The following is a 12,694-nucleotide window of genomic DNA, read 5'->3' on the forward strand; positions in this document are numbered from 1 at the left end:
ATGAGGCGGTCAAGACCTCCCCTGGAAGCCCAATAGACAACGCTTGAACGGATCGATTTCGTGGGCGGTTTAACGAGCGCCAGGAGATGTCGAATGTATATTTCGAGAGGGTATCGCAGGCTTCAAGGGTGGGCTCAGCTTGGAAAACTACATTTCGATCACTGCCACATCGCTCCCGTTCGTCATCTGTCCCGCCACTCCGTTGGCACAAAAACGAGCACGTTAAAGCCTTCATCAACATTGAAGGTCTGTAGGTCGAGTAGTTTGTTTGCGTGTTCGGAGCTGAACCAGAACGCGGTGCTCTCGTCATGAATTGCCGTCACGCTCTCCCGTACACTCTCCTTGATCGTGTCGATGATGTCGATCCGGGTCTTGCCTCGCCTGTTGAGATGCCTGAGTTTTTTATGCGCGGGGTTACCCGCGTCGGAAACCGCAATGGATATCCTGTCTGTTGAGTAGCTTTTGACCCGAACGCGCAGGCGCTTCGGCCGTTCGGCATCAAAGCGATCGTTGATGGCTCTGATGCGTGCCTCAATATCCGCATCGCTGTAATGCGCTTCCGGCATGACATCGTCTACAGGCGCAAGCTCGTCTCCAAACTGCATGCGCGCCACTTCTGCAGCGTGATGGGCATAGGCGAGATGGGTCACGGGCAATGCCTTCAGCCATTTGCGGCGTTGTGTGATTGCCATCGATTTTGCCGCTTCCTCGCCCAGTTTGGCGATGGAGAAGTTTTCTCTTTTCTGCCCCTCACGGGTCATCAGCGTTGCCTGCCAGGCATCGCCGTCGGCGGTCTCGACACGCCTGACGCCGGAGATGCCGCTTCGGTTGTTCGTGCGCACAAGTACGGCCTGCTCGAGGTTGGTGGCGGGCGGAATGGCAAGGATGATGGCGTCGCGGTAGGCGCGTGCCTGACAATAGGCGGCATGGCCCGAACCGTAGATGCTGTCCTTGAACAGCCTGACAATCCTGTGGCCACGCCGCCTCACACTGACCCACCATCCGCCACTACGGCGAGCGCCGACAGCCTCTTCCCGACGCAGGCCGTAATTATCGGCGTCGTGTTTCGTCTGCCTCGATTGTTTTTCGATCGTCACTCCGTACCCCAGCCTGTCAGATTTCATCGATGGAATTTTGGCATATCCAGGTTGCAGAATTCGTGGTGAATCCTTGGTTTCGCCACAATGTTTGATTGCATTCTGTCGAGATTTTGACAGCTGATTGATTTTTTGGCTCTGCTATCGAGGTTCGCGATGAATGACCAGCCCGCAGTTTCCGATTTCGTTCAGGCCAGCCGCGTTCTCAAGGTCAGGTCGCCTTTGGGCGAAGATCAATTGTTGCCGGAGCGCCTGTCGGTCGAGGAGGGCGTGTCGCAGCTCTTCGATATCCACCTGACGGTGCGGGCCAAGAAGGAAGCGGTCAAACCCGAGGAACTGATCGGGCGGCTGGTCGATGTTTCGGTCGAGATCAGCCAGGGCGATGGCGATGGCGGCGGTGTTCGCCGCCCGTTCAATGGCCTGGTGACGGAACTGCACGAGGGACCGCCGATTACCCGTGGCATGCGCTCCTATGCGCTGACCATCCGGCCGCAGATGTGGCTGCTGTCGCGCCGGTCCGATTGCCGCATCTGGATGGACAAGACGGCGGTCGAGATCGTCGAGACGCTGTTTTCCGAACACGGCATTCCGGCACCCGATACATCCGGCATCATCTCGCCACCGCCTGCGCAGCATTATAGCGTGCAGTTTAACGAGACCGATCTCGATTTTCTCACCCGCCGTTTCGAAGAGGACGGGCTGTTCTACTGGTTCAGCCATGAGGATGGCTCCCACAAGTTGCATGTGGCCGATAGCGCCAGCGGCTGGCTCGGGCCATCACCGGCCGCACAGGGCGAGGGAACGGTGCGGCTGGCGCAGGGCTCGTCGGATCGCAACCATATCAATGACTGGGCGCGGCGCTTTTCTTACGTCTCCGGCCAGCGGGCGGGTGCGGACTGGAATTTCGAAACGCCGGGCATGGTGCCGGGCACGATGACGCCATCGCTGGTGCAGATGCCGGATGCGACCAAACGCGAACTTTACGAATATCCGGCCCGCATCAAGACGGTGGAAGAGGCGGAGCGGGCGCAGAAACTCAGAACCCAGTCCATCGAAGCCGATCACGACCGGGTGTTCGGCTCGTCGACCGCGCGTATTCTGGAGGCTGGCCGGCGCTTCACGCCTTTCGAGGTCGCCCATCCCGAACATGCCTATGAGGAGCATGTGATCATCAGGGCAAGCCACAGCATCGTTGACCTGTCCTATGAAACAAACAGCAACGAGCCGGAATATCGCAACCACTTCGAGGCGATTCCGGCCCGCGTGCCGCTGACGCCGCACCGGTCAACAAAACGCCCGCGCATCGAAGGCACGCAGGTGGCGATCGTCGCCGGCCCTGAAGGCGAAGAAATCCATCCGGATCAATATGGCCGCATCAAGCTGTGGTTCCCCTGGGACCGCAAGGCGAAGAAGGATGGCACGGATACGTGCTGGGTGCGGGTGGCGCAGAACTGGGCGGGCTCCACCTGGGGCGGCCAGATCATTCCGCGTATCGGCATGGAGGTCATGGTTGCCTTTGTCGATGGCGACCCGGACCGGCCGCTGGTGACCGGCGTGGTGCCGAATGCGCGGCAGACCGTTCCTTATGATCTGCCGGCGAACAAGACGCGCAGCACGTTCCGCACCAATACGCACAAAGGGTCCGGATTCAATGAATTGCGGTTTGAGGACGAAGCGGAGCAGGAGGAGGTATTTCTCCACGCTCAGAAGGACACGAATTTTGAAATTCTGAACGATTATTCCAAGCGCGTGGGACACGATAAATCGGAACTCGTGGCCAACGACAAATCGACGGAAGTTGGCGGCGACCATGATGAGGTTATCGCCGGCAACATGTCTATTGCGGTAGGCGAAAATGCCTTGTCAAACCTTCTGAGGGACAAGACGAAGCTCGTCTTCGACAAGGTTGGCGCTGCGTTGGGCAAAATGAAGATCCCGGACCCATTCAATTTCGCGAAAGGGAATTTCCAGCTTTTCGTGGAGAAAAATCACTCGCAGGTCGTCGGTATCGGGTCCTCGGAGGTTGTCGGCGGGGCGAAATCAACGGTCGTTGGACACACTTATCAAACGACGGTGGGTAAGTCTCACAGTGTCATCGTCCGGGGGCGCTCCGATACGGATATCGGGCGCATCATGAACATCCGGGTAGGCGAACAATTGACGATCAAGGTGGGAGAGAACTCGATGCTGACGATGTCGCGCGAGGGGCATATCGTGATTCAAGGGAAGCATATTCATTTCCAAGCCGACCAGATTACACAGAACTGAGTGTAGGCCATGGCTGAGAAACCATCAGGATTGCCGCCGTCTCGCATGCTGGGTGTGCCGTTTTCCGCATATGACGACGACAATGTTCTGGATATGTTGAAAACCGACCTGTCGACATTCAAGCGTCATCCGTTTTTTCCGGTATCTCCGCGGATCACGCCGCCATATCGCGCAGATGCGCCCCAGCAGTCGTTCAATTCCAACGGCGGAATGTGCGAATATATACCGGCTGTGGACGAGACCGTGCTTTTCGGACGATCGTCCAGCGCAAACAAGCTCCTTCCCCAGAAAGAACGTGAAAACGAGACCAAGGAAAACGCCTGGAAGTTTGGTGAGCTGAGCAAGGACTACAAGGATGCGGGCGTCGGCAAGAAATATCAACGAGGCGTGAGAGAGTATCTTGCTTCGGGCTACACACGCCGCAATCCGGACGGAAAGACCGCCCACGACACTGACTGGCGCGGCAAATGGAAGGAACGCAATTTCCAGGTTGCCGAATTTACCTGGTGGAAAGCCGATAAAAAATTGGCCGGAGACAGCTTTGGCGACCCGGCAAAGGATTGGGCTTCAGGAGAATACAAGCTCGGAGCACTGGAAGGTGATGGAAAGGCCGGTTTTTCTGTCACCAAAGGCGGCGTTGATGCCAAATTAAGCGCAAAAGCCAGTGCCGCCGCCGCCCAGGGCAAGGTCGAAGTTCTCAAGGACCAGGTCATCTCCGGCGCCGCGAAAGGTGCGGTGCTGAAAGGAGAGCTTGAGGGCGAGGTTGCCTTTGTCGGTAACCCTGAAGAGGTAACGGGAACACTGAAACTTGCCGCCAAGGCCAACGTCATCGAGGGATCGGTCAACGGAGAGCTCTGCCTGACGCCAAGCCGTGTCGGCAACCCTGTCATCAAAGCGTGGAACTGGTTGTTCGAAGAGCACAACCAGCTCATCGAGGACAAATGGGATATAGGTGTTTGTGTTGGCGGTGAGTTGCAGGGAGCTGTTGGCGCTCAGGCTGAGGCATCTGCTGAAGCTGGCGTGAAAAAGGGCAAGGCGCGCGCCGAAGTCGGCGCAAAACTTGGCTTGGGCGTGGGTGGCGGCGCGAAAGTGTCTGGCGGCCTGACGGGTCTTGATAAGGCGGCAGACCTCGTCAAGGGATGGTGGGGAAAATGATACGGAGAACCGAACGTTGAAGCCTCTATTTTTGGTGCTGCGCCGACTGTCTTTTTCGGCGATGGTTTTAATGACGACCGCAATTGGATTGGATGTTATGGCTGAAGATTATACGAGCCGTTTGACCCTCGACACCACAGCGAAGGCGTCCGAGCCATATACATTTCAAGACGCCAAGGATCTTAACTTTCACTCGGTCAAGATCGACAAGTTCATGTGGTTCAAGGAACAGCGGGCACTGTCCGAATGGGACAAGTACGAAACCTTTGACAATGTTACCCTGCAGACGATCGGCTATGATCCCGCCAATCGCGATCATTTCGAAATCCAGATCATCACCGCCGAGATCAAACCGGAAAAGGTTGCCCGTGGGGTCGATTACGCCCGGCTCTTCGCGAAAGAATGGGCACCTTCGGTCGCCGCGATGAAGGAACATGGTCGCGATGCTGGCGATGTGTTTGCCCTCGGGCCGGATAATGGATTCAACCGCCGTGAGAGGGTTGCGGTTTGGCGCGAGGACAAGTCTCTGCTCATTGTGCGTGCCGGCTATGCAGAAGAGGAGGCCGCCCGCGTCGAACCCCAGATCGGGCAATTTTTCGGAGCTTTGAAGCTCGACAACGAAACGGCTGACAGCATTGAAGGCTCGATGCATTGGGAAAAATTGCCGTCGAGCGGCGGCACGGTCTACTCCGCGCGCCTGCCGGATGGATGGAAAAAACTGACACAGAACAGCGATCCCAATCCGTCCTATACGGGAGCGATATTCACAAATTCCAATGATCCGGACGGAAACGCAGCCGTATCCCTGTTCGTCTTTCCAACACCTAAGTCGGACGTGTCGCCAACTGACGACCAGTTGCGTCAACTCGCTGCCAAAGTGGTGGAAATAGAGCTGCAGAATCTCATGCCGGACGTGGGCTTCAAGTTGGACGAGGACGTCAGTTTCGTTCCCGGCGAAAAAGTCGGTGACGTGGATAAAGGTTTCATCGACATCGTTACTCTCCAGGGCAGCGAGCAGAAGATACGTGCCAGGACCGTATTGAGTGTCGGGAAAGGCGTTGTCACCGCAGTGGCTTCGCTTACTGCGTTTCCTGCTGCGCCGAAGGACGTTGCAACAATGATCCATACCGATTTCGTTACGCGTACCATCGAAGAAGGTTTGGTGAAACAACTGAAATAGAGATCTGTGGTCGCTGGAAGTGCCGCTCATTTTGGGATCGGCCTTCCATCTGGGTGAATTTAGAGGGAGTTCGCAGGTATGAATCAAATCCCTGATCGTAAAGCGCTGTTGGCACAAGCTCTTCCGTTATCGGAGGACGCCTGGGGCAAGCTACTGAAGCTTGCGGCAATGATCGAGTTTGACGGTTCCGGTGCGTTGGCAATCCGTAATGGCGAAGCCCGCATCGTGCTGGGTGCTGATGGAGTCGTCAGAGTGGAAGGCAAGAAAATCATCCAGACGGCTCGCCAGAATATCGCACTGGACGCTGCCTATATCGACCTGAACTGACCGGCATGTGGGCAGTCAGCAACAACACGCCTTTCTCCGCGGACGGTTATTTCACTCGGGATCGTGATGGAAAGGAATATTGGTGTGTCGCCGTGCGCGGGCGGTTTCGTGCGCGTCCCGACGGCATGACTGATCTTCTTGAGCCGCAGCCTGTCCGGCTCTCGCCGGCCTATCGTGATGCCGAGGCAAATGAGCTCCTCGCGGATGCTGATTTCGCACCTTTCAGGCCCGCCGCAGATATTCTTCTCCATGGCTCGGCTGTGGCACTGGACGAAAAGCCTTTGGACCGTATCGATGTCACCGTTGCTGTTGGTACAATGACCAAGCAGGCCGCCGTCACGGGCGAAGCGCGCATGATCAAAAAAAGGCGCGGCTGGGAGGCTGCTGAAAGAGAGCGGGTTTCACGCGTCGAACTGTCATGGACGCGTTCGCTCGGCGGAAGCGATCTCTTTGCGGATGACGATGGCGCCGAGTGCGAAGCCAATCCAATTGGCCGGGGTTGGTCCCGTTATTTTGAGCGCGCGCCGGAGGGTGCGGAACTGGCCATGCCGCAGATCGCGGCTCCCGCCGATGTCTTCGATCCTGGCCGTCCGCTTTCGCAGCCGGTTGGCTTCGGCGCGATTCAGCCGGCCTGGGCAACGCGGCGTATCCACGCCGGCACCTATGATGAAGCGTGGATGAAACACAGGTCGCCGCTTTTGCCTTCCGATTTCTCGGAAAATTTCCACCAGACCGCGCCGGTCGATCAAATCTATCCCGGCGAGTTGCGTGGTGGCGAACCCGTGCGACTGGAAGGGCTTCATCCGGAAGGCGGTTACGCATTTCGCCTGCCGCAATGTATCCTCGAAGCGGACACTCGGATCGCCGGCAAGACGCTGACGCACAGGTTCAGGCTCGTTCAGGTGGAAATCACTGGCGATGAGCGTCTCGTGGATCTGGTATGGAACGCCCATGTGCCCTGTGGCGGGCGCGATCAGGACGTTGAAGTCTCTTTCCTTCGATTGAGGCAAATGGCCGGGGTCGTCTCATGAGGGCGGCGGTTTCAATTCTGGCGGCCGGTCTGACATGTCCGGCGGGCAAAAATTTTGAAACGGCAATTGCCGCCTATTCGCGTGGCGAACGGTTTACCGAGAAGGACCGCAACCTGGTGATGGCGGACGGGCGACCACCGACCCTTGCGCCGGTCTATCCGTTGACGGAAGAGCGGGACTATGTCGAGCGGCTGCGAAAATTACTGTCCTGCGCGCTTGCCGATTGCCTTGCGCAATTGGCGCAGCGGGGGCAGGAAAGCGCGGATTATGCGATGCTTCTGCTGCTGCCCTATTGGATGGAGGGCGGGGTTGTCGCCGAGGCCTTTGATGCCAGGCTTAAGCAAACCCCTCTGACGCAGGTGAAGAGCCTCTCCGTTTCCTTTGGCGGACAGGCGGAAAGCCTGCAGCTTGTTGGCCGGGATGGTCCGGAAATCGTGAGGAGAACGGATAGAGTTGTCCTTGTTGCGGTTGTCGACAGTTATATTCACTCGGACATGCTCGACAGTCTGGCCTATCACGGTGAACTGCTGACACGGGACAACCCCTACGGCATGGTTCCCGGTGAAGCTGCGGCTGTGCTGGCGCTTGGGCCGGAAGACAATACGCGGCTCGGCCGGATTGCGCGCCTTTCTATCATGGAAGAGCCTGAAAGCCCTGTTGATCCCGAGCGCGGATTGATGGGCCGCGCCCTTGCGAGCTGTTATGGGGCCCTCCTCGAAGGCGGCTTTTCTCCGGATCGCTTCATTGTCGATCTCAATGGTGATCGCGTCCGCGCCGAGGAATTTGGATATGCGATCACAACCAATGCCGCGCAAATGGCCGACCTGTCCGACAGGGCGGAAATCCCGGCGCTTCAGCTGGGTGACCTTGGGGCCGCGAGCGGGCTTGTGATGGCGGCGCTTGCGCTTGGGCCGGCGCCCGGATCGCGCGTAGAAAAGGCGGAGCCGGGGGGCGTGGAATTTCTCTACAGCCTGCTGTCCGCCAGTTCCCGTGACGGGTTGAGAGCGGCGACAATCGTGGAAAGCGTCCAGCGCGACATGGAAACCGGCAGGATAGACGCATGAAGGAAACAATCCGCATCAACGGGATTACACTCTGCCATAAAAACTCGAATGGCTATGTCCGCTCGACGCTGCCGGATGTATGCCTGACCCCGCCCAAGCCTGTGCCCGTGCCGTATACGAATACCGCATTCGCCCGCGACCTCGCCGATGGCACCACCACGGTGTTTTCGCATGGCGGGGCGATGAATGGCGTGCGCGGCTCCCGGTTCGCCAAATCGATCGGTGACGAGCCCGGTTCGTCCGGAGGGGTCAAATCCGGCACGCATCTGCATGAGGCCACTTTCCTGTCCTGGTCTCCCAACGTATTCATGCAAGGCCGCGCGGTGACGCGCCTTACCGACAAGATGCTGCTTAACAAGGGCAACACCGTATCGGTCGGCGGCTACAAGACCGATCTGCCCGAAGGCGATCCCGAACGTTATCTCTGCGAGGTGGGCTGCCGCTGTTATGCGCTGCATCGTCCGAGAAACAGCGTTACCGAGGGGCTTGAATGGATGGATCAGGTTTTGCCGCGCGACGACGAGGCGAGCCCGGGCCGCTACCAGCGCTGTGTCGATGCGACGATCCAGGCGCAATATCCGAACACGGTCCTTGGCAGCAGCATGCCGGTCGGCGATCCGCGCACCAATTACGGCTATATTTCCGAACTTGGCTTCTGGGACCCGAACAATCCGAACAACACATTCCCGGACAAACCGCCCGGCAATGTCATCCTGCAGGGAGAGGAACACGACATTCCCAAGGTTCCCCGCCGGGCGCCCTGGGGCGGTACGCGATGGTTCAACGTGCGTGGCTCCCGCTGGCTCGACGTGGTGAAAGTCGAGAACGGCCAGATGACCCATATGTACGACATGAAATTTCCGGGAGACAAGTTTCCGAATGATGCGGCGAAGGCCAGGGCATATGAAGATATCGCTGACCGGCACGGTGCTGAATATAGTGAGTTCGTGGTGCTGGATGAGTGTGACAACTGTGAGGAAGCGGTAAGGCAGCGCGAACAGGAGCGGCAGTGGGAAGCTGAGAGACGGTGGCGCGAACTCCAGAAAGGTCTGGAGAATCCGATCTGGTTGCCCTTGCCCGGTCGTCGGTTCCCCGGCCGCCCGATACCGATCAAGTAGGATAATATCATGAATTTAAACGAACTCATCACCACGATGGCCATCCTCGAGGAGCGGGGTGAACTCGAAAAACTGGATGAAATCGGATTGCCGCCCGGCAATGCCATCCAGTGGCTGTTCGGGCTGACATCCGGGTTCTATTTTGCCAATGGAGAAACGCGTCAGATACGCCAATCCATGCTCGGTTTGGCAGTGCGTTATTACGATCTCGCAGAGGGCAACACCAATTTATTGTCGTTTAATGAGCGGACACGCCGTATCTCAGCGGGAAAACAGATCGAGGAATATCTGTCGCAGGGCGACTATTACGACGAGAAGGAGACGGCGAGTTTCTATATAAGGCATATGCCAAAACAGGCTTTGCGTTCGACGGATCCGGTCCACGACTACTTCACTGCCCTTCTTCCCGGCGCCGGTTATCGCGGCGGCAATGGACACCTCATGTGCCAGACGAGACTATCGGCGTTGTCGCGCGATCGGGATGGCGTGGTCCGTTTTTTCGTTGACGCCTGCCGCGATCTGCGGGTTTTCTACGCCGTATCGGGTTTATCGCTTTTTTTCTATTCCTACGCCTCGGGCGCAACGGCAAAAGCCTACCCTCTTTTTCGCAGGTTTCCCGGGCTGCTTTACGAGGATGGCGCGCGTTTTGGATTGGCGATACGAGACAGGACGGACACTATCCGCGACGTGAACTGGCTGACAGCCGTCAACGATGAACTGCTCGCGCGGGTTGGCGGCCTTGAAAAGGCACGAACGGTACTCGGCGAGGAAGTCATCCTTCACCCTTACGAGGGCGGCGTCGTTTTCCAGGCTGGAGACCAGCCTGTGCTCGGTGACTTGAACAAGGGGCGGGTGCCCGCGGCATATCGCGCGGTCAACGATTTTCTCAAGCCCCTGCGTTATGAGAACTGGGAGCGCGCCTATCTTAGAGCGCCACATGATGTCGATAAGATGGAGTACACCGAATGGTGGACACGCCGGTTTGATGGTGGCGAGCGTTAGGGCGGTTTCTTGGATATAGACGAACTCATCACCACGATGGCGATCCTCGAGGAGCGCGGTGAACTCGAAAAACTGGATGAAATCGGCCTGCCGCCCGGCAATGTCATCCAATGGCTGTTCGGGCTGACATCCGGGTTCTATTTTGCGGATGGTGAAACACGGCGTACGCGCCAAGCCATGCTCGATCTGGCGTTACGTTACTACGACCTTGCGGAAGGCAACACAAATCTGTTGTCCTTTAACGAGCGTGTGCGTCGCATCTCGTCACGGGAAGACGTCGCGCAATATCTGTCACAAGATGAATATTTCGACGAGGCCGAGACGGCGAGCTTCTATATCAGGCACATGCCAAAACAGGCGCTGCGTTCGGCGAATCCGGTTCGCGACTACCTTACGGCCCTTCTTCCAGGCATCGGTTACCGCGGCGGCAACGGGCGCGTGATGTATCAGACGCGGCTATCGGAATTATCACGCAATCCAACTGGCGTGGTTCGCCTCTTTGTTGACGCCTGCCGTGATCTCCGGGTTTTTTATGCCGTTTCGGGGATGTCGCTTTTCTTCTATTCCTATGCGGCAGGTGCAACTGAACGGGCATATCCCTTGTTCCGCAGATTTCCCGGCCTTCTCTATGAGGACGGCATCCGTTTTGGGTTAATCATTTCGCAGCGCACCGATGTGATCCGTGACGTGAATTGGCTGACAGCCGTCAACGATGAACTGCTTGCGCGCGTCGGTGGTCTAGAGAAGGCGAGAGAAGTGCTCGCAGACGAGATTGTCCTCCATCCCTACGAGGGAGGCGTCGTTTTCCAGGCGAGTCAACGGCCTGTGCTCGGCGACTTGAACAAGGGGCGAGTGCCTGCGGCGTACCGCGCGGTCAACGATTTTCTCAAGCCCCTGCGTTACGAGGCCTGGGATTATCCCTATCTGCAAGCGCCCCACGATGTCGATGAGATGGAATATACACAATGGTGGACCCGTCGATTTGACGATGGTGAACGTTAAGGTCGACCACTCTCGTGAATCTAAACGAACCCATCACCATGATGGTCTATCTGGCGAAAGCGTCAAGCAGGCGAACCCAGCTGCGAATGCCTTTGTGGAAGCTCGTCAGGTCGTACTTCTCGTTGGGCGAGTGAATTCGGTCATCATTTTGGGCGAAACCGATGAAGAGGGTGTCCATGCCCAGAATGCGCTTGAATTCACCGCCAACGGGAATTGAGCCACCATCTCCGATGATGACGGCGGGCTTGCCCCACTCGCGCGTGAGCGCAGCAAGGGCCTTGTTGAGTAGCGCGCCTTCGGAGGGAACGGTCAGTGCCGGGCTCCCACCATGATCAGTGAAGGTCACCGAACAATCGGCAGGGATGCGGGCGCGCGCATGAGCTCTGAAGGTGTCCCGGATCTTTCGTGGGTCCATATTGGAGACAAGGCGGAAAGAAATCTTTGCGCTGGCCCTGGCGGGTATCACTGTTTTGAACCCTTCGCCGATATATCCGCCGGAGATACCGTTGATCTCGCAGGTGGGACGGCTCCAGAGCATCTCGATTACCGAGCGGTCTCGTTCGCCGGATGGCAGGGAGAGGCCGACATCAGCAAGAAACGCTTTGTCATCGAAGCCGAGGCCGCGCCACTGCTCTTTGACGTTGGTCGGCAGTTCAGCGACGTCATCGTAGAAACCTTCGAGCGCAACGCGCCCATCCGCATCATGCAGCGATGCAATGATCTCCGCCAGGATTTGGTTCGGATTGCGCGCAACACCGCCATACGTGCCCGAATGCAAATCCCTGTTGGCGCAGAAGATGGTCATCTCCTCGCCCACGAACCCGCGCAACATGGTGGTGACGCAAGGTGTCTGGCGGTCCCACATGTCGGTATCGCACACGAGTGCGATGTCTGCCTTAAGCTCTTGCGTATTCGCTTCGATGAAAGCGGGCAAATTCTTGCCACCGCTCTCTTCCTCGCCTTCGAGAAGGATGGAGACCCTGACTGGCAGCTTGCCGACGACATGACGCCAGGCACGGCATGCTTCGATGAAAGTCATGAGCTGCCCTTTGTCATCGGAAGCGCCGCGGCCGGTGATAACCCTGGTGCCGTTGGCAATGGTCTTGACTTGCGGCACGAACGGGTCGGTGTCCCAGAGATCGAGGGGGTCGACGGGTTGGACGTCGTAATGGCCGTAAAACAACACGTGTGGATCGGTCCCATCACGATCATGGGCGACGACGATCGGGTGGCCGGGCGTCAGGTGCGTCGCGACTTCGAAGCCGCATGCGGTGAGATCGTCAACAAGCCATTGTGCGGCCGCCTTGCAGTCCTCAGCAAAAGCGGGATCCGTCGAGATTGATTTAATCCGCAACAAGTCCTGCAAACGCTCCACGCTTTGGTCAAGCCCGGCATCGACATGGGCGAGGACAGTATCGACTGTGGCAGTATCGGGCATGATCCAGCGATC

Annotated in this window: 11 protein-coding genes and 1 pseudogene; 10 read left to right on the forward strand and 2 right to left on the reverse strand. The window is 57.7% G+C overall.

Annotated elements, in window-relative coordinates:
• Positions 1–50: 50 nt before the first annotated feature.
• Positions 51–172 (forward strand): annotated as a pseudogene (locus tag O3S81_RS15500) (DUF4172 domain-containing protein); the annotation flags it as partial.
• Between the two features lie 10 nt (positions 173–182).
• Here the strand turns inward: O3S81_RS15500 and O3S81_RS15505 are convergent.
• Entirely contained in the window at positions 183–1,097 is a 915-nt protein-coding gene (locus O3S81_RS15505; protein ID WP_269344536.1) for a hypothetical protein, read from the reverse strand.
• 156 nt (positions 1,098–1,253) lie between these two features.
• Between O3S81_RS15505 and tssI the strand changes: the two genes are divergently transcribed.
• The 9 genes from tssI to O3S81_RS15550 all read left to right on the forward strand — a co-directional run bounded on the left by tssI (position 1,254) and on the right by O3S81_RS15550 (position 11,244).
• The gene (gene tssI, locus O3S81_RS15510; RefSeq protein ID WP_269344538.1) at positions 1,254–3,365 is read left to right on the forward strand and encodes a type VI secretion system tip protein TssI/VgrG; all 2,112 of its coding nucleotides are present in this window, start codon (positions 1,254–1,256) and stop codon (positions 3,363–3,365) included.
• A gap of 9 nt (positions 3,366–3,374) precedes the next feature.
• A complete protein-coding gene (locus tag O3S81_RS15515; RefSeq protein WP_269344540.1) occupies positions 3,375–4,520 on the forward strand; it encodes a hypothetical protein in 1,146 nt (381 codons plus the stop codon).
• Positions 4,521–4,536: 16 nt separating this feature from the next.
• Entirely contained in the window at positions 4,537–5,700 is a 1,164-nt protein-coding gene (locus O3S81_RS15520; RefSeq protein WP_269344542.1) for a hypothetical protein, read from the forward strand.
• A gap of 78 nt (positions 5,701–5,778) precedes the next feature.
• Positions 5,779–6,027 (forward strand): hypothetical protein, encoded by a 249-nt coding sequence (locus O3S81_RS15525; RefSeq protein WP_269344543.1) that lies wholly within the window; start codon positions 5,779–5,781, stop codon positions 6,025–6,027.
• A 5-nt stretch (positions 6,028–6,032) separates the two neighbouring features.
• Complete coding sequence (locus O3S81_RS15530) at positions 6,033–7,058, forward strand: DUF2169 family type VI secretion system accessory protein (protein ID WP_269344545.1); 1,026 nt, start codon at positions 6,033–6,035, stop codon at positions 7,056–7,058.
• Positions 7,055–8,122, forward strand: coding sequence for a hypothetical protein (locus tag O3S81_RS15535; protein ID WP_269344547.1), 1,068 nt, complete (start codon positions 7,055–7,057; stop codon positions 8,120–8,122). Before O3S81_RS15530 ends, O3S81_RS15535 begins: the two co-directional genes overlap by 4 nt.
• Positions 8,119–9,240: a DUF4150 domain-containing protein gene (locus O3S81_RS15540; protein ID WP_269344549.1), complete on the forward strand. Its 1,122-nt coding sequence runs from the start codon at positions 8,119–8,121 to the stop codon at positions 9,238–9,240. The genes O3S81_RS15535 and O3S81_RS15540 overlap by 4 nt, the downstream gene beginning before the upstream one ends.
• A 9-nt stretch (positions 9,241–9,249) precedes the next feature.
• A complete protein-coding gene (locus O3S81_RS15545; RefSeq protein WP_269344551.1) occupies positions 9,250–10,242 on the forward strand; it encodes a type VI immunity family protein in 993 nt (330 codons plus the stop codon).
• A gap of 9 nt (positions 10,243–10,251) precedes the next feature.
• Positions 10,252–11,244, forward strand: a complete 993-nt coding sequence (locus O3S81_RS15550; RefSeq protein WP_269344553.1) for a type VI immunity family protein — start codon at positions 10,252–10,254, stop codon at positions 11,242–11,244.
• Positions 11,245–11,290: 46 nt separating this feature from the next.
• On the opposite strand, the gene O3S81_RS15555 is transcribed toward O3S81_RS15550, so the two are convergent.
• Positions 11,291–12,682, reverse strand: a complete 1,392-nt coding sequence (locus O3S81_RS15555; protein WP_269344555.1) for a M20/M25/M40 family metallo-hydrolase — start codon at positions 12,680–12,682, stop codon at positions 11,291–11,293.
• Positions 12,683–12,694 lie beyond the last annotated feature (12 nt).

The organism is Agrobacterium sp. SOY23 (genome assembly GCF_027212525.1).
GTDB lineage: Bacteria > Pseudomonadota > Alphaproteobacteria > Rhizobiales > Rhizobiaceae > Agrobacterium > Agrobacterium tumefaciens_I.